The 24,038-nt window shown below is 37.7% G+C and carries 16 protein-coding genes; 3 read left to right on the top strand and 13 right to left on the bottom strand.

The window, feature by feature from the left end; translation table 11 throughout:
• Nucleotides 1-37 precede the first annotated feature (37 nt).
• Nucleotides 38-373 carry a hypothetical protein gene (locus ACFO3O_RS03790; protein WP_379977170.1) on the top strand — a complete coding sequence of 112 codons (336 nt, stop codon included), beginning with the start codon at nucleotides 38-40 and terminating at the stop codon, nucleotides 371-373.
• A 73-nt stretch (nucleotides 374-446) separates the two neighbouring features.
• On the opposite strand, the gene ACFO3O_RS03785 is transcribed toward ACFO3O_RS03790, so the two are convergent.
• The 6 genes from ACFO3O_RS03785 to ACFO3O_RS03760 all read right to left on the bottom strand — a co-directional run bounded on the left by ACFO3O_RS03785 (nucleotide 447) and on the right by ACFO3O_RS03760 (nucleotide 7,133).
• A complete protein-coding gene (locus tag ACFO3O_RS03785; protein ID WP_379977169.1) occupies nucleotides 447-902 on the bottom strand; it encodes a tRNA (cytidine(34)-2'-O)-methyltransferase in 456 nt (151 codons plus the stop codon).
• Nucleotides 903-1,336: 434 nt separating this feature from the next.
• Nucleotides 1,337-1,837: a hypothetical protein gene (locus tag ACFO3O_RS03780; RefSeq protein ID WP_379977168.1), complete on the bottom strand. Its 501-nt coding sequence runs from the start codon at nucleotides 1,835-1,837 to the stop codon at nucleotides 1,337-1,339.
• 115 nt (nucleotides 1,838-1,952) lie between these two features.
• Nucleotides 1,953-2,669 (bottom strand): gluconate 2-dehydrogenase subunit 3 family protein, encoded by a 717-nt coding sequence (locus tag ACFO3O_RS03775; RefSeq protein WP_379977167.1) that lies wholly within the window; start codon nucleotides 2,667-2,669, stop codon nucleotides 1,953-1,955.
• 357 nt (nucleotides 2,670-3,026) lie between these two features.
• On the bottom strand, nucleotides 3,027-4,745 hold the full coding sequence (locus ACFO3O_RS03770; protein ID WP_379977166.1) for a GMC family oxidoreductase: 1,719 nt from the start codon (nucleotides 4,743-4,745) through the stop codon (nucleotides 3,027-3,029).
• Nucleotides 4,746-5,133: 388 nt separating this feature from the next.
• Complete coding sequence (locus tag ACFO3O_RS03765) at nucleotides 5,134-6,150, bottom strand: glycosyltransferase family 2 protein (protein ID WP_379977165.1); 1,017 nt, start codon at nucleotides 6,148-6,150, stop codon at nucleotides 5,134-5,136.
• Nucleotides 6,141-7,133, bottom strand: coding sequence for an NAD-dependent epimerase/dehydratase family protein (locus tag ACFO3O_RS03760; RefSeq protein ID WP_379977164.1), 993 nt, complete (start codon nucleotides 7,131-7,133; stop codon nucleotides 6,141-6,143). The genes ACFO3O_RS03765 and ACFO3O_RS03760 overlap by 10 nt, the downstream gene beginning before the upstream one ends.
• Before the next feature lie 129 nt (nucleotides 7,134-7,262).
• Here ACFO3O_RS03760 and ACFO3O_RS03755 point away from each other — a divergent pair, with 129 nt between their 5' ends.
• Together ACFO3O_RS03755 and ACFO3O_RS03750 are read left to right on the top strand one after the other, a co-directional pair.
• On the top strand, nucleotides 7,263-7,454 hold the full coding sequence (locus ACFO3O_RS03755) for a hypothetical protein (RefSeq protein ID WP_379977163.1): 192 nt from the start codon (nucleotides 7,263-7,265) through the stop codon (nucleotides 7,452-7,454).
• Nucleotides 7,455-7,710: 256 nt separating this feature from the next.
• On the top strand, nucleotides 7,711-7,905 hold the full coding sequence (locus ACFO3O_RS03750) for a hypothetical protein (protein ID WP_379977162.1): 195 nt from the start codon (nucleotides 7,711-7,713) through the stop codon (nucleotides 7,903-7,905).
• A 126-nt stretch (nucleotides 7,906-8,031) separates the two neighbouring features.
• On the opposite strand, the gene ACFO3O_RS03745 is transcribed toward ACFO3O_RS03750, so the two are convergent.
• The 7 genes from ACFO3O_RS03745 to ACFO3O_RS03715 form a co-directional block, all read right to left on the bottom strand.
• Nucleotides 8,032-8,502: a sterol desaturase family protein gene (locus ACFO3O_RS03745; protein ID WP_379977161.1), complete on the bottom strand. Its 471-nt coding sequence runs from the start codon at nucleotides 8,500-8,502 to the stop codon at nucleotides 8,032-8,034.
• 9 nt (nucleotides 8,503-8,511) lie between these two features.
• Nucleotides 8,512-9,351 (bottom strand): phytoene/squalene synthase family protein, encoded by an 840-nt coding sequence (locus tag ACFO3O_RS03740; RefSeq protein ID WP_379977160.1) that lies wholly within the window; start codon nucleotides 9,349-9,351, stop codon nucleotides 8,512-8,514.
• A 5-nt stretch (nucleotides 9,352-9,356) separates the two neighbouring features.
• Complete coding sequence (locus tag ACFO3O_RS03735) at nucleotides 9,357-10,814, bottom strand: phytoene desaturase family protein (RefSeq protein WP_379977159.1); 1,458 nt, start codon at nucleotides 10,812-10,814, stop codon at nucleotides 9,357-9,359.
• Nucleotides 10,807-11,736, bottom strand: coding sequence for a MerR family transcriptional regulator (locus ACFO3O_RS03730; protein ID WP_379977158.1), 930 nt, complete (start codon nucleotides 11,734-11,736; stop codon nucleotides 10,807-10,809). Before ACFO3O_RS03730 ends, ACFO3O_RS03735 begins: the two co-directional genes overlap by 8 nt.
• Before the next feature lie 749 nt (nucleotides 11,737-12,485).
• Nucleotides 12,486-13,397: a PorP/SprF family type IX secretion system membrane protein gene (locus ACFO3O_RS03725; RefSeq protein WP_379977157.1), complete on the bottom strand. Its 912-nt coding sequence runs from the start codon at nucleotides 13,395-13,397 to the stop codon at nucleotides 12,486-12,488.
• 2 nt (nucleotides 13,398-13,399) lie between these two features.
• Complete coding sequence (locus ACFO3O_RS03720) at nucleotides 13,400-21,649, bottom strand: BspA family leucine-rich repeat surface protein (protein WP_379977156.1); 8,250 nt, start codon at nucleotides 21,647-21,649, stop codon at nucleotides 13,400-13,402.
• Between the two features lie 282 nt (nucleotides 21,650-21,931).
• On the bottom strand, nucleotides 21,932-23,554 hold the full coding sequence (locus ACFO3O_RS03715) for a helix-turn-helix domain-containing protein (RefSeq protein ID WP_379977155.1): 1,623 nt from the start codon (nucleotides 23,552-23,554) through the stop codon (nucleotides 21,932-21,934).
• Nucleotides 23,555-24,038: the final 484 nt, after the last annotated feature.

The following is a 24,038-nucleotide window of genomic DNA, read 5'->3' as shown; positions in this document are numbered from 1 at the left end:
AAATAGAATTAAGTACTATTATAAAAGATTCGGTTATTTGAATCTTATGCTCTCTATGCTTTTCTTCTTTTTTGCTTGGGAAATGGATGTCATTGAAAGGGTTTTTACGTTTATTGCTATTAATGGGGGATATCATATGTATTATTGGTTCTTTAAAAGTACTTCAACCATCATGGGGAGAACTAATGATCGCTTTGGTAGATCTTTTGAGAGGTTTGGGAATAAATTTTTCTCAATTTTTGGTATGGTGGCCGGCTTCTTTATGGCAGTATCCTTTATTTCAGAATCAATTTTATTAAGTGAATATCATCAACTCTTTGCTCTTTGTGTTCCTATCGGACTTTTTTTTAGGCGCTTATTCATCTTGGGTTAAAACGAGAGAAATAGATGATAATATTTAGTTTTGGAATTAATGTAAAAACGATTAAGTATGATAGCTAAGGCAATTATTGTTTAGACAACTGTCGAATCCCCTCATACACTACAATTCCAACCGCATTCGCTAGATTAAAGCTGCGTATGTGTTCGCTAAACATCGGGATGGTATACAATTGATTCTGATACGTTGAGGTGATTTCAGCCGGTAATCCTTTCGATTCTTTTCCAAAGACGAGAAACAAATCATTCTCAAACGGAATCTCATAATGTGATTTGGTACCGTGACTAGAGAGAAAGGCAAATTTCTTAGAAGTATTTTTATCAAAAAAATCATCGATACTCTCATAATACTGTACATCCAGATGTTGCCAGTAATCCAGTCCCGCACGTTTAAGTCGGGTATCGTCTATTTCAAAACCAAAAGGTTTGACAAGATGTAATTTACATCCTGACCCCAAGGCAAGCCTGCCTATGTTTCCTGTGTTATTCGGTATTTCTGGGTGGATGAGAACGATGTTGAGCATTAGTAATTATTTGAGATTTTCAAAATACTACCAAATTTTCATTTCCCAATCCTCATATGTTTGATATTATCTTAAAAGCTGTGTAAATTTACATTAAATAATGCTTTTTTGGATCTCGCAAAATTGTCGTAAAATTTGAAGTGAAAATTCCGTAGAATTTCAGACTGTCTGAGCGTAGCGAGTTTCTGAAATTCAGGGATTGAACAATAAATTTAGACAAGGTTTCGCAAGCCTAGCATTTTTTGTTTAGCTTACTGGATTATATTATTCTTTAAAGGATTTCGTGAATCTTCGATTTCTTTTTTTGGCAATGAAAAAAAGAAAAGAATAAAAAATCGACCCTTAAGGATCAGGGAAAAGGTTTTTTGTTTTTTCGATTTTCCTTCGGCTAGTATCGGATTGAGTTTATAAAAGTGCTCAAGACAATGTGAGTTTTAATCCCATCCATGCAAAGCTTCTAGAACACTCCTAAATACTTCTTTAGGAGGAACATCTAAAACCTTACTTTTTACAGAAGTGTTCGTAACTTTACTAGTGTCATTGTTTTTCAATAATTCAAAAGTAGTTGTGTTTGTAAGTTCATAGTTTTTCGGATAATTACTTATTTCGAGACTATTTCCGAAATACGCTATTTCTTCTTTTTCTTTGATTTGACTTACATCGACTTTAGAGTTAACAAATAAGGTTTCTATTTGATCTATACTCACTTCTATCGTTTTTTTGAGAGTTTTTCTAAGTATTAGAAGGAAAACAGCGATCAATATCATAACTCCACTTGCAAGTATAAAAATAGCAAAAACACTTTTTGTGAGCTCGCTATTAGAGAACCATAGTGATATGAAAGAAATAAGCATGAACAGACAGAAAATCAGTAATGAAACATTTAAAAACCGTGTTGCTTTTTTAAAATGATTGGTAACAATATTAATTTTCATAATATTTCTGTCAAATATGACGTAAGCGTAGCGTTTTTGTTTCCCTTTTTGAAAAAAAAGGCTCTTCAGGATCAGGGAAAAGGCTTTTTCGTTTTTTGGTGTGTTTTAAGTAAACCTATGTCAGCAAATTCCCATCTTCATCCCATGTAGCAATATCACCTCTGGTATCCTGATTAATACATTTTGCGATCCATTCAGGGTCATAGGCTACCCCATGTTGGTCGAGCACATCTTGGGGTACGCCATCCCACACATTGGGCTGATTTCCTTTGTAGCCTAAATCTTTGATCCCCCACTCAGAGGTATAATAGCCTGTCAAGGTAAGATTACGCATCAGACTAAACCATTGAATTTCAAAAGGACGTTTACGCGATGGAACTTCTGGATCATAAAAAGCAATAGGGTCGAGAAGCTGTTTTTGTTGTGAAAGTTCCAAAGACTTAAAATCTGTATCAAACATCTCCAATGCCTGATTATCAAGCCAAAGAAAACCGCCTAATAACGTATTTTGCATCCGAGGCATATCTTTCCCGATAAACTCGATAAAGGCGGGGACACCTGCTTCTAGCGGACCGCCAACCTCAGGTTTTGGTGGGAGAATCACTTCGCTCAATACTGCGATGGTTTCTAACTCATGCTCATTAAAAAGCTGTTCCGCATTTAGTTTTTCAATACGTTCCAACTCTTCAGGCGTTCGTCCAAAATAGCCGTCAGCACTCTCAATAATTTGTTCTTCCAATGCAGGCTCTCCTTCGCCCACACAGCTATGTAGCCCAAGGCTTATGGCCCCTGCGCCCAATATCATAGTTTGTATACTTTTTCTTCTGTCCATATCTTTTCATTTAATACCCGCGAAGGCGGGTATCTCATTGTTATAAACTACCCTTTAACTCAGGCGGGTATCTTTTAAAATTAAACTATATTCTCTTTTACGTTCTCTATTGTATAAATGCTTACTTATTTAAGCCTTCAAAATAGTGATCTCAACCCTTTGATTTTCTTTAAGATCTCCTGTCCAATCTACAGGCGGATATCTCATTTTTATAAACTACCCTTGACTCCAGCAGGTATCTTTTAAATAGTAAACTTTATCAATTTTAATATGCGTTATTCGCTTTCGCGAACCTGCCTCGCCGGCAGGCAGGAGCGGGTAATTTCAACTTCAACTTCGATTTCGATTTCAACTTCCCTATATATTCTGCTGTTTCAACTGCTCAATAATATAATCCGATGCTCTCCACGAAAGCGCTAGGATCGTCCACGTACAGTTTTTATCTGCTTGTGAGACAAAAGGCCCTGCATCTACGATAAACACATTGTCCACATCATGCAACTGATTAAACTTGTTGGTGACACTCGTTTTAGGGTCATTCCCCATACGAGTGGTTCCCACTTCGTGTATAATCTCCCCAGGTTTATTGAGACCATTATCAGGCCCTCCTGGTCGATCGCCTAATACTTGCCCTCCCATATTATGGATAATTTCTTCAAACGTTTGCTGCATGTGGGTCGCTTGTTTGCGCTCTAAATCACTCCATTTATAATTGAATTTCAACACAGGAATTCCAAATTGATCTACCGTTGTTTCATCAATCTCACAGTAATTATCTTTACGCGCAATTCCCTCGCCACGACCTGCCATTCCGACGACAGCGCCATAATATTTTTTTACATCATCTCGTAACACATCGCCATAACCGCCTACTTTGGTGCCAAAGAATTTATTGAACTCATTCGCATTAAAGCCAAAACCATAACTAGGCATACCCATACCGCCCCAGACTTCAATATGATACCCTCTAGGGAAGTCTAATTTAGAATTATCGCCCCACCAAGGCGAATACACGTGTAATCCACCCACACCATCTTCGTTATACGAAGGCTTTCTATTCATTAACTGCGGAATAAAACCAGCACGGCTAGAGCCTGTAGAGTCATGTAAATATTTACCCACCACATCCGAACTATTTCCGAGTCCGTTGGGATGCTGAGGGCTTTTACTATTTAATAAGATCCGTGCAGAGCTACAAGCAGAAGCCGCTAGTACTACAACACGCGCTTTTAATTTATATTCTCTTCTATCATCTTTACTAATGTATGAAACTCCCGTTGCTTTTCCTTCTTCATTGGTCGTAACTTCACGTACCACGCAATTGGTGTATAAGCGGACTTTCCCACCGCTTTTTTGAGCGGGAAAAATAAGACAGCTTCCTGAAGAAAAATCAGCGTACACAGAACATGATCGCGCACATTGCCCGCAATAAAAGCATACCCCGCGGTCATTATTAATACGTTTGGTGAGCATGGACATCCTACTCGGAATCACAGGGACCCCCGATTTTCTAGCGCCTTGTATGTAAAAAAGTTCGTGTAGTCTTGGTTTAGGAGGCGGTAAAAAGAAGCCATCAGGATCATTTTCTAGACCTTCATTGGTGCCAAAAACACCAATTAATTTATCTACTTTATCATAATACGGTTTGACATCCTCATAGCCTATTGGCCAGTCTTCTCCATATCCATCACGTGTTTTTCCTTTAAAATCTTTAGGGCCAAAACGAAGGGAAATTCGCCCCCAATGATTGGTACGACCACCGAGCATGTGTGATCGAAACCATCGAAAATCGGTGCCTGGCTCATGGGTGTATGGTTCACCTTCTATTTCCCAACCGCCATATGCCATATCAAATTCGCCAAAGGGTCTTGTGGTCCCTGCACCTCGACGTGGCGAGGCATGTGGCCATTTCATTTGCGTCATGGTTTTTGGATCTGCAGGGTCAAAAAACGGACCTGCCTCCACCACAGCGACATTAAAACCAGCATCAGCGAGTTGTTTGGTAGCCATACCGCCCCCCGCACCAGAGCCTACGATAATGACATCATATACATCTGGAGATTCTTTAATTTGCATAGGAAAAGGATTTTGATTCTCCTAAATTAGGAAATAAATATGGATTTTCCCGCTTTCGCGAAAACGGGGAGTTGGTGAGTAGAGATGCTGTGAAGTTTAAGAGTTTATGTGTTTAAAAGATTAAAAGAAGTATAGGTGCTTAAATTGTACTACTGCTAGGAGACTGAGTGATTTTCAAAGAAAATCGTACCGAAGTCACCGAGTTTGTGTATTGAGAAGTTGATGGATTCGTCATTTCGAGGGAAACGTAGTGACGAGAAATCACATGATTTGAAGTCGAAACTGAAGTTGAAAACGAAATTGAAGTCAAAGACCAACATAATTAGCTACACCAACTATTGATAATAGCTAATGTCTAACGACTGATAGCTAAAGGCTAACCGCTTGTTTACGCAAAAAACCAATAGTCTGATATGGGTTTTTTACCCCATGTATCCAATAGTGCTTGAATCTCTTTTTTTCCATCAGGGGAAGAAACCACGATTAAAATTTGAGAGTTCTTGATGGATGGAATGTCTTTAAAAGATTGCATCCGTACACCATAAATATCTTTACCTATTTGTTTTTGGTTATTGGACACCCAATGAAAGGTATCTTTATAGGATTGTAAGATCTTTGCCATGTCCTTTCCATTACGTCCAGCGCCCCAAAGTACTAACGGCCTGCTATAATCACGGTCAATTTCATAAAAGAAACGCATTTTTAAGTCAAAATAGCGGTTGTCTTTATACTCATCCCACGTACGCGAGATTCGGTTAGAACGATCGCGCCAGTGGTGTAAGATGTAATCAATACCTATGATTTTTAAGCCATGACGATACATCCTAAAACAGAGATCGTAATCCTCAGGATAGATGATCGGGTCAAAAGCTCCAACAGCGTCCAGGTCTTCTTTATGAAGCAACCAGCAATGCGACGGAATCACACATTCCTTATATATTTGTTGGTAGTGCGTACTCGTTCGCGCCACTTCATTGAGCCAGCGTTCGTAGCGTAAAAAACCATCGCCCACTTCGCCTTCGTCCACAAAATGTTCGGTGCCTCCAGCGATGACGTGCCCTTTTCCGTGTTTGTGCCATTCGTCTACGAGGACTTGGATTTTGTAATCAGGCATTTTATCGTCACTATCCATGCGATTGATGAGCGTGCCTTTGACTTCCCGATACCCTCGCTGAAGGGTGGGAATTAACTTTGGGATGTCGCTATGAAATACGCGTATTCTTGGGTCCGCTTTCGCGAAAGCGGCCAAAATCTCAGGGGTTGCATCGGTACTATGATCATTGACAGCAATGAGTTCCCAGTTTTGATACGTCTGATTGATGATCGAATTGATACAGTCATGCAGATACGGAGCGGTATCTTTTACAGCCATTATGATGGAAACGAGGGGTGGGTTTACTGCCAAGACTCAGGAAGGTTTTTAGTGATTTCTATGTTTTCAAAAGTACTACTTTCTCTAGCACCATGGGTGGTTACCCAATTTGCCATTTTGGCGAGTCCTTTAGAAAGGGGGACTTCGGGTGTGGGGTTAAAAATAGCCTTGAATTTGGCATGGTCGGAGTAAGCATGTACGACTTCTTCGCGTTGTTCTAAGTGATGGATGTGTGCTTCGGTTTTCATGACCGAGGCAATTTCGTGTGCTAGCTCATTTACGGTTGTAGGTAAGTCGCTTCCTATGTTAAAGGTTTGATTATACGCTTTCGCGAAAGCGGGGCTATTTGCCATATACGGCGCCACATCGTCTATATAGGTAAACGCCCGGCTCTGGTTGCCATCGCCAAAAACGGTCAAAGATTTCTTTTTTAAGAGCTGATTCATGAAAATACCCACGACATTACGGTACTTATCACCGATATTTTGATGAGGTCCATATACGTTATGTGGCCTGAAAATGATGTAATTTAAACCGAATAGTTTCTGTGCATTTTCAAGATCTAACTCTACGGCATATTTGGCAATCCCATACGGATCTTCAGGTTGAGGTTTTTGAGCTTCTTTTAAGGGAAGTTCTTGGTCTCCATACACTGCAATAGAAGAGGTGAAGACAAAGCATTTGATGTTATGATTCACCGAGGCGTTGATTAGATTAATACTCCCGATCAGGTTGTTTTGGTAATTGAATTTTCGGATAAAATGGCTAAGTCCTTCGGCGGCATAAGCGGCTAGATGATAGACATAATCAAAAGCATAGGTTTCAAAAAGGCTGTTTACCAATGATGTGTCTGTAATCGAGCCCTGTTTGAAAATCGCTTTTGGGTGTATGTTCTCTTGAAACCCACCTGATAAGTCATCTAGCACCACCACGGTATGACCTGGTTGAATGAGATGAGTGACGACATGGGAGCCTATAAAGCCTGCGCCTCCTGTAACCAACGACGTATATTGCATCCTACAAACTTACGAATAAGCAATAGCCTACGAAAGGGGTAGAGCTTACAAAAAACAAAATGAATATCGTTTTCTTTTCTATTTAATAAATAGTGCGTAACTTTATAAAAACCTTAAAACCAAAATATTATGAAAAAACTAAAATCGATTTTAGGAGCAACTGTTTTAAACAACAAACAACAGAAAAATATTCAAGCAGGAGCAGGCGGCTTAGGGGGTAATGTAGATTTATCGTTATGTGGTTGTGATTGTGCAGGAAGAGTGACCGGCCCATTTTACTGTTCCTTCTACATAGCCTGTCCTCAAGTATATACATGTTAAAATAGTTTAAAGCCTAGACTAGGAAAACACCTGTTGTAACTCTATGACAGGTGTTTTTTTGTCTCTAGATTACTCAGTGTGGTATTTTGAGCTGGTATCGAGAATGTCGCGAATTGTCAGGAAATACAAGGAGATATAGTCCTTAGCGCCTGTGTCTGTTTTGTGAATTTAGACAAAAAAATAAATTGTTTTTCTTTCTATTATGATTTATAACAAATAGTATGTAACTTTATATCAACCTTAAAATCATAATATTATGAAAAAATTAAAAGCAATTACTGGTGCTAGTATTTTAAACAGTAAACAACAAAAAGACATTGTAGGAGGTATAAGCGGTGAGCCAGATTTATCAAAATGCGGCTGTGACTGTGCGGCTCGTGTAACGGGACCTTTCTATTGTCGTTTTTACATAGCGTGTCCCGATGTATACACCTGTGGTGACGATTCTTAAGAAAAAATCATAAAAAATGCCTGTAACTTCATCGCTACAGGCATTTTTGTGTTTTAAATAACCTTTTCTGTATCTGCTATTCAAGAGTATCAATTCTCTACTATACTAGCAAATAATATTACTTTTTTATTTCTTTACTTGTGCTTTGGCTTGTTTGAAGTACTTTATAGGAGGAAATAGCATTCCAAACGATTCTCCATCGTCTTTACCCAAATGCTTATGATGCATTTTATGTGCGCGTCTTAGCGCTTTTCCGTACCATCCATTTGCATTTCTAAATAGTTTAAATCGCTGATGAATAAAAATATCATGCACCATAAAGTATGCGATTCCATAAGCAAAAATACCTAATCCTATAGGCAGTCCTGCCCAGAAGCCTTCGTATTGCCATAATAGAAAGCAACCAATACTAACGAGAGCGTAAAAAATAAAAAATAGGTCATTGCGCTCCCACCACGAGTCGTGTTTTTTGTGATGGTGGTCCTTGTGTACAGACCACATAAATCCATGCATTACATATTTATGCGTTGCCCACGCCATAAATTCCATAATACAAAAGGTGAGGAGAAAAATTGAGATCCAAAGTAGGGTTTGCATTGTATAAACTTAAATAAGATTGAGACGATATTTTACATAGCTACGTGCTAAGAGGCTCACTTTTACGTGGTCTGGAACACGTATTCTGCTATTTTTAATTTCAGATGAAGGCACGCGTTTTAATTTGGTCAGTAGTTTTTTATAATATCTATAGGCGGCATAGACTCCAAATTTTGCTTCTATAGGAAGTTGGTGAATGCCTGCGAGTCCTTTTTCAAAATCTCCTTCAATTTCTTTAATGATGCGTTGTTTTGATTCTTCATCAAGATCAAGAAGATTTGTATCAGGAAAGTACGTTCTACTTAATCCTTCAAAATCAGCTTTCAAGTCTCTTAGGAAATTTACTTTTTGAAAAGCAGATCCTAGACTCATAGCGCTTTCCTTGAGTTCTTCGTAACGTTCTTTATCCCCTTTTACAAAAACTGTAAGACACATCAATCCTACCACATCTGCAGAGCCATAGATATACTCTTTATACTCTTCATCTGTTAAGTACTGAGATTTTGTTAGGTCTAAGCGCATACTTTTCATAAAAGAATCAATAAGATGTCTTTCTATCTTATATTTGTGCACCGTTTCTTGAAAGGCATTCAGGATTGGGTTTAAACTTATCTTGTCTGTGAGTGCGTACGCTAAATCTTGTTCAAACCGCTCAAAAAGGACATCTTTATCATAATCATGAAAAGAATCTACGATTTCATCGGCAAATCGTACAAAGCCATATATATTATAAATATCCTGTCTAATGATAGGTGACAACATTTTTGTAGCACTCGAAAAGGAAGTACTATATGACTTGGTCACGGTCATAGCACACTGTCTGGATACGATGTCAAATAGTGATTTCATGCTTGCTAGTTATTTTTGGCTATTAGTTGTGCCGTGAGCTTTCCTGATATTAAAGCAGGAGGTACTCCAGGCCCCGGAACAGTCAATTGTCCTGTAAAATACAAATTTTTAACCTTTTTACTTTTAAGTTTAGGTCTTAAAAATGCAGTTTGTGATAATGTATTTGCCATTCCGTATGCATTTCCTTTGTAAGAGTTGTATTCTTTTACAAAATCATCAACACAAAAAGACTCTTTAAATAGGATATGATCTCTAAATTTTTGTCCAGAAAGTCGTTCTAGACGTTCCATAATAATGTCAAAATATTGATCACGTAGTGACTGTGTGTCTTCTACACCAGGAGCGATAGGAATTAAAAAGAAACCATTCTCTTTCCCTTCTGGTGCCATCGTCTCGTCATTTCTTGACGGAAAATTCGCATAGAACAATGGTTCTTTTGGCCAGGCAAGGTCATCATATATGGTACGTGCATGCTCATCAAAGTCGGTGTCAAAAAACAGGTTGTGATGTGCCACGTTATCAAATTTCTTATCAAACCCTACATAAAAAAGTAGGGAAGAAGGTGCAAATGTTTTTTTCTCCCAGTACGCCTCTGTGTATTGTCTGTCTTTTTCAGTAAGTAAGGTTTCTGAGTGATGGTAATCTGCTCCAGAAACGACAATATCTGCTTTATGAAATGTAGTATTGATTTCTACACCCTGTACTTTCCCGTTTTCTACGTTGATTTTTGTAGCAGGGCTATCGGTGTGCATGGTGACGCCTAGTGACGTTGCAAGCTCAATCATACCTTTAATCACCATATGCATTCCTCCTTTGGGATGCCAGGTACCTAATCCAAAATCGGCATAATTCATAAACCGATAAAAGGCAGGGGTTTTATTGGGTTTTGCACCTAAAAATAGTACAGGAAATTCTAAAATAGAAACCAGCTTTTCATTTTTAAAAGCCTTGCGAACATCATCACTTATGGTTCTAAAAAACTGATTGACACGTACAGCTGTTTCTGGTGTTACTAATTCAAACGGAGAAAGCCCAGGCTTGTTGACCACATCATTAATCGCAATGTCATAATTAACGCCTGCTTTTTTGATAAACTTTTTTAGGGCGGGTGAACTCCCAGGTTCAATGCGTTCAAACTCAACAGCAATTTTATCTAAAGTATCTCCTATGGTCACGATTTCATCCTGAAACCATACTTGATAGGCGGGGTTTAGTTTTTCTAAGTCATAGAAATCGGCTACTTCTTTTCCAAAATCTCTAAAGAATTTGTCAAAAATATCAGGCATCCAGTACCAACTTGGACCCATATCAAAGGTAAACCCATCTCTTTTATATTGCCGTGCTCTTCCTCCTAAGGTATTATTTTTTTCAAATACTTCTACTATATGACCTGCTTTTGCTAAATAACAGGCGGCCGAAAGTGATGAAAATCCAGAACCAATAATGGCAATGTGTTTAGGCATATTTTGCAGTAGATTTATTAATTAAGTTGACGAACTCACGGATGCTCATCATGAGACGTACATTATCAGGAATCGCTTTTTCATCGATATGCTGCACCATATTTCCTAATACGTACAAGTGTAGTTTTTGTTTCCCAAATAAACTATTAAAATCTTTAAAATATTGCTGAATATCTTCTTTCACGGGCTGTACTGTAAAGTAGGTAACAAAAGATAAGTTAGGGTGGTTAATGGATAAGTATTTAAGATTTTCTAGCATAATGCTCTGTCCTAGATATATAACTTTGTATCCATGAGAAACGATTTCATAATTTAGAAAAAGCAATCCTAATTCGTGGATTTCATTTTCAGGAAGGTATAATGCATATGTTTGCTCGTTACGAGGTAACGTCTCTCGTTGCTTCTTCTCGATATTGACAAGAATTTTCTGCTTGATCAAGTTGAATATAAAATGCTCGTGTGAAGGATTGATTGTGTCTGTTTGCCATAGCAATCCGATTTCGTGGAGTAAAGGCAGGAATGATTCATAAAAAATATCCTCAAAGGTTTTTACTTCGAGAAGGGTATTGTAGGTCTTGTAAAATAGATTTTGATCAAAATTCATCATGGCAATCTTAAATGAGTTGATGGCATGATTTTCATTTCCAATACTTTTTTCTGATACAATTTGCGCTACAATAGCCGCAATTTCTACCGAAGAATATTGTGCTATTTTAGAGATCTTATACTTGTTTTCTGTTAAAAAAACAACGTTTAGTAATTTTTGAAGATCGCTTAATGCGTACGTTCTAATATTGGTATCTGTACGTTCTGGTTGTAAAAGATTGTATCTTTTTTCCCAAATACGTATCGTGTGTGCTTTGATTCCACTAAGACTTTCGAGGTCTTTAATGCTAAACTTTGTCTTCACTACATTATCCATAATCCGTTTTTTTAACATATCAAAATTAAACAATAAGTTTCTTTTGTTTAACAAAAGTTAGTTAAAATTTAAACAAAATTTAGTTAAGTAGGTTTTTGCTTTCGCGAAAGCGTATAAAAAATGGTTTAAACATATTGATTTTTAGTTTTTTGTATGTTTAACATATCTTATTTGTTTGTAGCTGATTTTAAGTTTAAGTACAAAATCAATGATGTATCTGTTTAAGTCTATGGTGTAGTTCTCGACTGCGCTCGAACGGACAGTGCTATTTTTTTGTGGCTAGAATATAAATGGAGAGTACCTAAGCTGTTGTTTATGTGTCGTGAATACCGTTATATCCCTTCGCCATAACGTTTAAAAGTAATTTAAAATACAATTGCATATCGTTATTCAAGATATTTAATTTTTTTCAAAAGAAAAGCGAACCATAGTTCGCTTTTCTTAAATCTTCAATTTACACAGCAACAATTAGGATCTGTATTTGTTTTATGACAAAAGCATGCATTGCAACCTCCATTGGCGCCATTAACGACTTTTTGTTCTTTTTTTTTTAAAACATGAATTCCTTTTAATTTTGCGATATTTTTTAGCATGAGAATAATTTATAAAGTTAAACACCTGAAATATAGCAATTTATTTTGTTTTTGTGAAGGCAAATATGTTAAGGTTTTGGAAAGTGTACTATACCTATTCCTTAATTTCAATAGATTCTGAGTATGCTTTCGCGAAAGCATATTTTTAAAAACCTTTTAACGCCTACCCCCATAGCCATTTCCCGCGCGGTAACTCAACGAAAACCCCTGCGAACTTCCTAATGGGGAATTGTTTAAGGCTACATTATACGTATAGTTGATCCGAACATTATTAAAGAGGTAAAACCCAACCAGCATATTCACCAGCGAATTGGTGCGATAGCCAATACCGGCTTCGAGTTTACTTTTATAATTCAAGAAAAGATTCATATCTATCTGCGTAGGCGAACCTTCTGAGACAATCACAAGAGCATTGGGTTTGAGTAAAAACTCTTGCTGACTTCCCATGTAAAGTTTGTAGCCTCCGTACGCATAATAGGGTACGACGAGTTCTATGTTTTTTTCGGAAGAAAGTAAATCGCCCACAATGTTTGGGGCCGCAAGACCGACATAAAAATTGCGTTCGTTGTACAAAAAACCGGCACCTATGGTAGGAATAGAGGTGTTTATATTTTGAGCAAAATTAATATCATTTGTGATATTGAGGTCTAGCAAATCTTCGGCATATTGTAAGATTCCTGCCGAAATTCCAAAAGAAAGTACATGCGGATTTCCGTTATGCCAGCGTGGGACATTGGTGTCTTGAGACAAGAAAATTTTATACGCATAGGACGCAAAAAAATGAGTCGAAGTCGTTACGCCAATTTCATCTCGTAAAATCCCGCCTCCAAAACCTGAATAATCTTTTGGAATACTTACCGAAAGCGAGAGGTATTTTGGTGTTCCATCAAATGCATCCACAAGTCCACGATTGGTGAAAGCAATTTCTGAATCTTCGTTAAGACCCGTATGCGCTGGATTTATAATAATTGTATTGTAATTATAATCTGAAAATAACGGAGTTTGTTGTGCATATAAGTTTGCAATACAGAGTACAAAGCAACAAATAATAGGTATATACTTTTTCATAATTATCGCTTTAAGACTACGTAGCCTTTCGTTTTAAGAGGGTGTGGTACGGGAATAGCAATTGTAAAAAAGTAGGTGCCTTCGGGTAAATCTCCCGCACCGCGACCTGTGGCTTTATTTGCGCTTCCGCGAAAAACATTACTGGCATTATCATAGCCTTTTATTTCAAAAACCAAATCGCCCCAGCGGTTATAAATAGAGACAACATTGTCTGGATAATTGCGGATGCCTTTGATTTCCCAAAATTCGTTGACACCATCACCATCTGGGGAAAATCCAAATTTCTGACTGTTGTCTACCACAATGGTATTGTCTTCTGTGGTGAAGGATTCCTCGGGGCATGTTTCTGTAATACCACCAGTATTATACGGATGAATCGTTACGTAAATAGTGGTGTTATCGGGTAGTTCTTCGGCAAGTGAAATCTCTGTGATGTTTCCGACATCGGTAGTAGCGATGAGATCATCTCCTCCAGAAAAGGTAGCAACAGTGATGAAATACCCATCAGCGCCTTGAACTGAATTCCACGAGATGCCCGTGTTAACAGCTACATTGGTACTTCCGTTGGAAGGCGAGAGAAGTGTTGTGCAATCCGGCGGAAGGATCTCTGTGATAAATGATATTTCTGAACAACCCTGTGCATTTCCTCCCAAATTATATGGAGTCACGGTAACAAATAGTTCAGTTTGTTGCGGTAGGTTAGTAGGCGGTGTATAGGAAGTGATATTTCCAATATCTAGGTTATTTGCGATATCAGTTCCTCCTGAAGTTGTTCCTATAGTGATGAGATACCCTGTGGCTTCTATGACTTCTTCCCAAGTAATGATCGTCGTTACGGGAACATCTATAGCCCCGTTAAGCGGATCTGTAATGAGGGTACATGATGGTGGGAATGTTTGTGTGATAAAACTTTCTTCCTCACAACTTTGTGCATTCCCTGTGGCATTATAAGGAATGATGCTGACGAAGATTTCAGATTGATCAGGTAGATCCGTGGGTAGGTCAAAAGTAGTGACGTTTCCTACGTCTTGATTATTGATAATATCGGTTCCTCCAGAGGTGGTTCCCACAGATAAGATATAACCTTCAGCAGTAGCGGCTGTAGTCCAAGAAAGATCTGTGCCAATGAGCACGCCTGTGGCGCCATTCAACGGATCGTTCAGCATGACGCAATCGGGAACAAATAATTGTGTGGTAAAACTTTCTTCGTTACATCCTGTGGCATTTCCTGTAGCATTGTAGGGGATTATGGTCACAAAGATTTCAGTAAATTCTGGAAGGTCTGCAGGTAAATCGAAGGTGGTGACATTTCCAACATCTTGGTTGTTGATAATATCGGTTCCTCCAGAGGTGGTTCCCACAGATAATATATAGCCTTCGGCAGTAGTGGCTGTGGTCCAAGAAAGATCGGTGTCAATCAATACATCGATAGCTCCGTTTAACGGATCGTTCAGCGTGACACAATCAGGAACGAATAATTGTGTGGTAAACGACTCTTCGTTACATCCCGTGGCATTCCCTGTGGCATTATAAGGAATGATGGTGATGAAGATTTCAGATTGATCAGGTAGATCTGTGGGTAGGTCAAAAGTAGTGACGTTTCCTACGTCTTGATTATTGATAATATCGGTTCCTCCAGAGGTGGTTCCCACAGATAAGATATAACCTTCAGCAGTAGCGGCTGTAGTCCAAGAAAGATCTGTGCCAATGAGCACGCCTGTGGCGCCATTCAACGGATCGGTCAGCGTGACACAATCAGGAATAAATAATTCTGTAGTAAAACTTTCTTCAGTGCATCCTGTGGCATTTCCTGTAGCATTATAGGGGATGATGGTCACAAAGATTTCAGTAAATTCTGGAAGGTCTGCAGGTAAATCGAAGGTGGTGACATTTCCTACATCTTGGTTGTTGATGATATCGGTTCCTCCCGAAGTGGTTCCGACGGATAATATATAGCCTTCGGCAGTAGTGGCTGTGGTCCAAGAAAGATCGGTGCCAATCAATACATCGATAGCTCCGTTTAACGGATCGTTCAGCGTGACGCAATCGGGAACGAATAATTGTGTGGTAAACGATTCTTCAACACATCCCGTAGCATTTCCTGTGGCATTGTAGGGGATGATGGTCACAAAGATTTCAGTAAATTCTGGAAGGTTTGTGGGTAGGTCAAAAGTAGTGACATTTCCTACGTCTTGATTATTGATAATATCGGTTCCTCCCGAAGTGGTTCCGACAGATAAGATATAACCTTCAGCAGTAGCGGCAGTAGTCCAAGAAAGATCTGTGCCGACGAGGACATCAGTAGTCCCATTCAACGGATCTGTCAGCGTGACACAATCAGGAATAAATAATTCTGTAGTAAAACTTTCTTCAGTGCATCCTGTGGCATTTCCTGTAGCATTATAGGGGATGATGGTCACAAAGATTTCAGTAAATTCTGGAAGGTCTGCAGGTAAATCAAAGGTGGTGACGCTTCCTACGTCTTGGTTGTTGATGATATCGGTTCCTCCCGAAGTGGTTCCGACGGATAATATATAGCCTTCGGCAGTAGTGGCTGTGGTCCAAGAAAGATCGGTGCCAATCAATACATCGATAGCTCCGTTTAACGGATCGTTCAGCGTGACACAATCAGGCACTAGTAATTCTGTAGTAAAACTTTCTTCGGTGCATCCCGTAGCATTTCCTGTGGCATTGTAGGGGATGATGGTCACAAAGATTTCAGTAAATTCTGGAAGATCTGCAGGTAAATCGAAGGTGGTGACATTTCCTACGTCTTGATTATTGATAATATCGGTTCCTCCCGAAGTGGTTCCGACAGATAAGATATATCCTTCAGCAGTAGCGGCAGTAGTCCAAGAAAGATCTGTGCCGACGAGGACATCAGTAGTCTCATTCAACGGATCTGTCAGCGTGACACAATCAGGAACGAATAATTGTGTAGTAAAACTTTCTTCGGTGCATCCTGTGGCATTTCCTGTAGCATTGTAGGGGATGATGGTCACAAAGATTTCAGTAAATTCTGGAAGGTTTGTGGGTAGATCAAAAGTAGTGACGTTTCCTACATCTTGATTATTGATGATATCGGTTCCTCCAGAAGTGGTTCCCACAGATAAGATATAGCCTTCTGCAGTGTTGGACGCATTCCAAGAAAGGTCTGTACCAATCAATACATCTGTAGCACCATTTAACGGATCTGTTAAAGATGTGCAGTCCGGAAAAAATTCAATGGTTTCTGTTGTAAAGGATTCTCCTATACAACCCGTTGCATCACCAACATTATTATAAGGAGTTATGATAACGTAGTATGTCTCATTTTCGTCAAGGTCTGTTACAAAATCAAATGTTGTAGTGTTATTCACATCTACCTCATTTAGAATTTCATTTCCTCCTGGTGTAGTTCCTACTGTTAGCAAATAACCAGTTGCGTTTGTCACGGCATCCCAGATTAGGTTAGTGGTAATGTCAACATCAGTAGCACCATCTATGGGTAGCGAAAGGTTTGTACATTCTGGTGGTACAGGAATAAACTCTGTTGTAAAGCTTTCCTCAGCGCATCCTACGCTATCACCAACATCATTTGTAGGTAGTATAGTTACAAAAATAAGGGTGTTTTCAGGGAGGTCATCTGCTAGATTAAATGTTGTAACATTTCCTACATTTTCATTGTTTAAAATATCAGTACCTCCTGGAGTTGTTCCTACTGAAATAATATAACTATCTGCATTACTTATAGGATCCCATGATAGGTCTGTACTTACTATAACATCTATTGCTCCGTTTAATGGATTGGAAAGCGATGTACACTCTGGAATAGTTGGATTAGGGTCTGAAATAATTGTAAATGTTTCTAAAACGCATCCCGTAGCATCTCCTTCATCATTATAAGGAATAATAGTTACGCTTACTACTTCGCCCCCTGCAAAATCATTTGCAAAATTATAGGTTGTATCATTAATGATGTCAATGTTGGTTACATTATTTGCGTTGGGAGGTACTGAGGTTACTGTAAGTCTGTATCCTCTAGCAAATTGAGCTGGTTCCCAAGTAATATTTGTATTTACAGGGACATCTATGTCTCCATTTAATGGTGAAATTAATGCGGTACATGCAGGAAGAGGGCAGTCAAGTACGTCGCCTACTATATTCCATCCAAAATCTGAAATTATGGAAGCGCGTTCTTCAAAAGCATCACAATACGGAACGTTTAGTGCTCCTAGGGTTAGATTAGGAGGTAATTGTTGTTGTGACCAAGCTATTAATGTGGTATCATAACTGTCCCTAGACATTCCTGAATTATCTAGCATATTACTCAAACTGGTTACTTGAGACATATCCCATTCTCCTAAAACTTGATCATACGCAGTAGCTCCATTAAACATACTATTCATTGAAACTGGCCCTAAATCCCATTCATTTAAAAACTGATTAAAAGCAATAGCGTCTTGAAACATATGGTCCATGTTAATAACATCCGATACACGCCAGTTATTTAATGGTGAGTTGAATGCGGTGGCTTCCTCAAACATTTCTTCCATAGTCGTGACGGCTCGTGTATTCCAAGGATCTATATTTTGATTAAATAATGAAGCTCCACTAAACATGCGTCTCATAGTAGTTACTGAAGCAGTATTCCAACTCTCCATAGGTTGGTCATACATCGTCGCATCTTGAAACATGGCATCCATAGTGGTTACAAAAGAGGTGTTCCATGTGTTTATATTCTGGTTAAATACCGCAGCTTCCTTGAACATGGCAGCCATGTTTTGTGCTTCATTGGTTTCCCAAGCATCCAATGGTGTGTTAAATTGTTGAGCGCTTTCAAACATGGAAGCAAAATTGGTAACATTAACAACATCCCAATCATTAATATTTTGATTAAATACCTGAGCGTTTTCAAACATAGAGCTCATATCGGTTACCGAACTAGTGTCCCAGGCCATTAGAGGTTGATCAAAGAGCTGTGCATTTTCAAACATAGAAGCCATCGTTGCAACCGCAGTAACATCCCAACCACCAATAGGCTGATTAAATACTTGTGCATTTTCAAACATAGACTCCATGTTTACCACAGAATTTACATCCCAAGGGGCAAGGGCTTGGTCAAAAAGTACGGCACTTCTAAACATACCTCTCATTGTCGTTACTTGAGATACATTCCAGTTGCTTATATCTTGATCAAATACACTGGTGCCACTAAACATAAATGACATATTGGTAACCGTCTCTACTTGCCAATTATTTAATGGTTGGTTAAATGCAACAGATCCTGAAAACATAGATCCCATGGTAACACAAGAAAGCGTGTCCCAATCATTCAAAGGTTGATTGAAAATGTTAGTGCTACTAAACATAGAATCCATTGTAATAACGTTTTCTACATTCCAGCTATTTAAATTTTGGTTAAATGCATCTGCATTAGAGAACATAGAAGCCATCGAGGTTACATTTTCCACATTCCAATTTGAAATAGTACCATTGAATGCTACTGCATTATCAAACATTCTTTCCATAGATACTACATTTGATACATTCCACATATCTAATGGTTGGTTGAAATTTTCTGTAAATCGAAACATCCAGCCCATGTCTTGAACATTTGATACGTTCCAGTTATTTAATGGTTGGTTGAAAGCTGATGCTGACCCATTAGCATCAAACATTCTAAACATGTTTGTTACATTGCCTACATTCCAGTTATTTATAGGTTGATTAAATGCTCGTGCCACAAGAAACAAACCACTCATGTTAGTTACATTACTCACATCCCACATGTCTAAGGGGCTATTAAATACAAATGCCGCAGCAAACGTGTTCGACATATTTGTCACATTACTAACATCCCAATTATTAATATCTGCATCAAATAAAAAACAACTAAAAAACATACTTCTCATATTTTCTACCTGAGATAAATCTGGAGTATCCGTAGCATTATACGTCATGTTTTGACAGTTAAGAAATGCTTGTTCCATACTTTGCCATTGCTGAGTTCCCCATTGGTCAATAGTCAATAGCTTGATATAATCTGTATTTGAAAAATTAAAGTAGTGAGCGGGATACTCTCCAATAATAGAAATGGTGTAAATTCCGGGTGTATCATAGGTGTGCGTTATATTTCCCGATACGTTATTATCGAACTGATTATCTCCCCAATCAATGGAATAATCATAGGTGAAGCTATTATTTCTAGAAATTTTTAATTGATTAGCAGGAGTGCTGTCAGTATTTGTTAAAGCAGTATTATAAGTTAGTTTAAAAGCTGCTGGGCTATTCACCCAAGAATCAATAATAATATAAGTTTCAGTTACACAATTTTCTGCAGGGCCTTCAGCATTAAACGGGACTACTTGTGCCGTCACAATATCACCCGCAACAAAATCCACTGCAAAATCCCAAGAGGTGACATTTCCTACATCAAAATTGTCTAAAATGGTTGTTATTGTGCCTCCTGTATCTTTGGTAACTGTTACCCTATAGCCTGTAGCATTAGGTGTAGCCTCCCAAACTAAATCAAAATTACCAGGAACATTTATATCACCATCAACAGGGGTAATGATGTCTGTACAAAAAACAAAGCTGCAGTTTACAATGTCATCATTTATAGTCCAGTTACTATTTGTAATTAAATCTTCTCTAGCAAAACGTCCATCACAGTATAATAGATTGGCAGCTCCAAGAATCACATTATCATTAACAGCCTGTGCTTCCCACCCTATTAAGGTATTGTTATAGTTCGTTTCTGAAAGTCCAGAATTATCTAGCATATTAGCCATTAAAGTGACATTTGAAATATCCCAAACACCCAAGTTTTGATCAAAGGCGGTTGCATTTGAGAACATAAAACGCATGTCACTTACGTTAGTTGTTGTCCATAAATCAATAGGTTGGTTAAATAAAGTAGCGCCATTAAACATTGAGGCCATGTTGTCTACATTGCTTACATTCCAATTATTGAGTAATTGATTAAAACTAGTAGCATTAGAAAACATGACGCTTGTATCGGTTAAAGAGTTTAGCATCCAGTTATTTAAAGGTTGGTTGAAATCTGGAGCTCTGCGAAACATACCTGACATATCAGTCACATTAGTTACATCCCAACCTTCAATGGGTTGATTAAAACGAGAAGATTCAAACATCTCACGCATACTTGTCACACTTGAGGTAATCCACATATCAAGTGGTTGGTTAAAAGCAGTAAGTGAGGCATTAATTCCAGCAAACATATTTGACATATTTGTGACGCTACTCACATTCCAATTGTTTAAAGGTTGATTGAACGCATAATTGCGTTCAAACATTCCAGCCATATTCAAAACATTACCGACTTGCCAATTATTTATGTTTTGATTGAAAGGAGTACCTCTAAACATTTCAAACATATCAGTCACATTATCGACATCCCATTGATCAAGGGGTTGATTAAAGGGAGTGGATCTAAACATCCTGGACATCGTGGTTACTTGAAGTACGTTCCAATTGTTCAAAGGAAATGCCATATCTGATGCGCTAAACATATCGCTCATATCCGTCACCTGCGATGTATTCCAACCGTTAATATTTTGATTGAAATCATTAGCAGATCTAAACATTCTCGCCATCGTGGTAACGGAGCCTGTGTTCCAATTATCTAGAGGTTCGTTGAAATTTACTGCTCCATTGAAAGTATCAGACATGTCAATAACATTCCCTGTATTCCATCCATCCAATGGCCTATTAAAAGTGTCACAATCTTGAAATATTCCTGAAATATCTGTGATAGAGCTTATATCCCACGAATTCAAAATACCATTGAAAACAAGAGCCTCTCTAAACATGTTTTTTAAGCTAGTTACTTGACTTAAATCTGGAGGCGGTATGGCATCAAAATTAAGGTTGGTACAACCATAAAATGCATTTTCCATACTTTCCCATTGAATATTTCCCCAAGAAGTAATCTCAACAATTTTTTCTGAATCACCAGTATCGTTAAAATAAATAGCAGGAAAATTTCCGCTAATACGAATAGTGTAATTCCCTGGAGTAGCATAGGTGTGTGTCACATTGCCCGTTATGCCTGTGTCTATATTACCATCTCCCCAATCAACAGTATAATCATACGTAAATCCTGGGTTTGTAGGTATCGTTATTTGATTGTTGGGAGTGGATAAGTTAGTGTTCCAGACGGACGTAAAGTCTTGACTATAGGAGTCTATACAGGCATAAAGAAAAATAGTTATGAGAAGTAAAAACTTCATTCTAGGCAATACCATCATAAAATATACATTTTGGCACTTACACAGGTGAGCTATTTACACTAACTTTTTTCTGATCAGGCTGTATAAAAAAGATCTATTATTAGTGAAGTTCCATCACTATTAGGTCACATTTGAATCGATTCTTATAATAGAAATAGATATGACTTAAGAATCTCACATGGAAGTATCAATTACTTTTAGGTAAATTTCATTATTAATACGTAAAATTCTAGCCTTATATAATCAAAAGAGGTTCCATTCCATGGAATGAAACCTCTTTTGATAGTAAAGCGTCAAGTTTTAAGAGGTTTCACGGTATTCTGAAGGCGTTTGTCCTGTAAAATTCTTGAAGACACGATTAAACGTGGTTTTGCTTTTAAATCCAGCATCGAATGCAATGGCAATGATTTTAGCCTCTTTGTAAAGAGGCTTTTTCATGAGTTCTTGCGCTTCTAGGACACGATAAAAATTTATGAAATTATAAAAATTTTCCTTGAAGCAATAATGTAGTACCTCAGAAAAATGTGAAGTACTTATCCCGAGTTTTGAAGCCAATTCAGCCAATCTAAGATCTGGATCCAAATAGGGCTTTTCCTCTTTCATTAAACTCAAAATATAAGTTTTGTATTTTTCACGATCTACATCTGTTAATGATGAGTTTTTATAGGGTTTTTCTTCTTTTTTTAGAGGTGTATTTTCTGGTTTAGATGCCGATGAGGTTGGCTTGTTTTCTATTGCTTTCTTTAAAGAGGTATACTGTTTTTGTAATGCCTTTTTCTCTTTTTCTATTTGCTTTTTCTTTTTGATGTACACCAACAATATTCCTGCGATTACAAATACAAAGATGCCTCCATACCAAGCCAATCGGTTTTTATTTTCTGTGACGGTGATGATTTTTTCCTGCGCAGCATCTAGCGTCTTTTCATTATTTGATAAATCTTGCGATAAGTCAGCAATGGTTGCCTTTTTTTCATCCCTTTTTATGAGGTCACTCAAGCGAGAGTATTCTTTTTGTGCTTCATAGGAAGCTTTAAAATTTCCTTTTTGTTCATATACTTTTGCTAGATACTCATAGCTATACATTGCTATTTCATATATTTTTTTATCCTGCGCGAGCGTGAGTGCTTCTTTTAGGCTTTGTAAGGAAACATCAGTATTTTTTAAATGATAATTAGCGATTCCATTATTCAACAACAACCAAGCTCGTTTTTTTGTGAGCATTTGCATGTCAGCAAGAAGAAATCCTTTTTCAGTAGCTTTCAATGCACTTTCATAATCACCAAGCTTTATATAAATATCACTTAGGTTATTTAAAGTAGCCCCAATGACTTCCTCATCCTTCATAGATTGCCCTAAGTCTATAGCGCGTTCTGCAAATTGCAGTGCCTTTTTGTATGCTTTTAACTCTAGGTAATTGGTAGATTGTCCAACAAGAGCAGCAGCTTTTATTTTAGTAAAACGTCTAACAGTATCTGTAATGACAAGGAGAGAATCCATTGCTTTAATGGATTTTTCAAAAGCACCAATATCCGTGTAAATATTCCCCATATTTGCTAAAATCATTGCTTTTGGTCCGCTACTATCTGGCATTAATTCACATTTGTCTAGGGCTTTATGGTAAATTTCCAGCGCTTTTTCCCTATTACTTCTATTTTTATAATAAATCGCTTGGCTATTGAGCGCCAAAATATTCATATCTGTAATCCCATAGAGTTCAGAAATTAATAGTAAGGAGTCGCTATATATTTTATGTAATTCATATTCCCCATTTTTATAATATTCTTGCAGTAAGGAGGAATATTTTGCAGCCTCTTCTTTTCCATTGGAAGGAGAAGAAAGGTCTAATTTACTATCATCTACTTGTGCATAAGCACATAGAGATGAATATAAGAATAAGAATACAATAACAAATACTTTATTCATTTTAGGGGGAACTGAAAATATGATGTGCAAAAATAGTCGTTTTATTTTTAGATGTATGAGTGCGCTTTCGCGAAAGCTGACTTAAGATGTGTATAATCATGAAAGATCTTTTGAGAAATACGTAGGATATATTTGATGTAAGTAAATTGTTGAGTTTTTAACTCAAGGCGCAGGTTTGATTATTGTGATCTCCTCCCTCTAATAGCCATCAGTTCTTCAATTTCTCTCAAGTTTAATTCAAATTTAAACTTGAGAGATAGATACTACTTGAATACTAAGGTATTTGGAAAAGTGCTACCTTTTGATATAGTTTTTAGCTTAAAGATATTCTTAATAAGAAAAAATATCTCAAACGCAACAAAACTAATTTTTCTAGTATTCTAACTTTTTATAAAATAAATAGGGGATGTAATTTAGAATTAATACTTCGGACTGACGCAGATCATTCTTTACGATGAAAGACAGCTTTAATTTAGTCTTGTAA

This window comes from Dokdonia ponticola, from assembly GCF_042653865.1.
GTDB classification, from domain to species: domain Bacteria; phylum Bacteroidota; class Bacteroidia; order Flavobacteriales; family Flavobacteriaceae; genus Dokdonia; species Dokdonia ponticola.
The sequence above is the reverse complement of the archived record's forward strand: the minus strand, read 5'-3'. Positions and strand labels throughout refer to the sequence as shown.

Coding starts and splice junctions, on each gene's coding strand:
- ACFO3O_RS03785 (WP_379977169.1), bottom strand. CDS start 902: ATGCTCAACATCGTTCTCATCCACCCAGAAATACCGAATAACACAGGA.
- ACFO3O_RS03780 (WP_379977168.1), bottom strand. CDS start 1,837: ATGAAAATTAATATTGTTACCAATCATTTTAAAAAAGCAACACGGTTT.
- ACFO3O_RS03775 (WP_379977167.1), bottom strand. CDS start 2,669: ATGGACAGAAGAAAAAGTATACAAACTATGATATTGGGCGCAGGGGCC.
- ACFO3O_RS03770 (WP_379977166.1), bottom strand. CDS start 4,745: ATGCAAATTAAAGAATCTCCAGATGTATATGATGTCATTATCGTAGGC.
- ACFO3O_RS03760 (WP_379977164.1), bottom strand. CDS start 7,133: ATGCAATATACGTCGTTGGTTACAGGAGGCGCAGGCTTTATAGGCTCC.
- ACFO3O_RS03755 (WP_379977163.1), top strand. CDS start 7,263: ATGAAAAAACTAAAATCGATTTTAGGAGCAACTGTTTTAAACAACAAA.
- ACFO3O_RS03750 (WP_379977162.1), top strand. CDS start 7,711: ATGAAAAAATTAAAAGCAATTACTGGTGCTAGTATTTTAAACAGTAAA.
- ACFO3O_RS03745 (WP_379977161.1), bottom strand. CDS start 8,502: ATGCAAACCCTACTTTGGATCTCAATTTTTCTCCTCACCTTTTGTATT.
- ACFO3O_RS03740 (WP_379977160.1), bottom strand. CDS start 9,351: ATGAAATCACTATTTGACATCGTATCCAGACAGTGTGCTATGACCGTG.
- ACFO3O_RS03735 (WP_379977159.1), bottom strand. CDS start 10,814: ATGCCTAAACACATTGCCATTATTGGTTCTGGATTTTCATCACTTTCG.
- ACFO3O_RS03730 (WP_379977158.1), bottom strand. CDS start 11,736: ATGGATAATGTAGTGAAGACAAAGTTTAGCATTAAAGACCTCGAAAGT.
- ACFO3O_RS03725 (WP_379977157.1), bottom strand. CDS start 13,397: ATGAAAAAGTATATACCTATTATTTGTTGCTTTGTACTCTGTATTGCA.
- ACFO3O_RS03720 (WP_379977156.1), bottom strand. CDS start 21,649: ATGATGGTATTGCCTAGAATGAAGTTTTTACTTCTCATAACTATTTTT.
- ACFO3O_RS03715 (WP_379977155.1), bottom strand. CDS start 23,554: ATGAATAAAGTATTTGTTATTGTATTCTTATTCTTATATTCATCTCTA.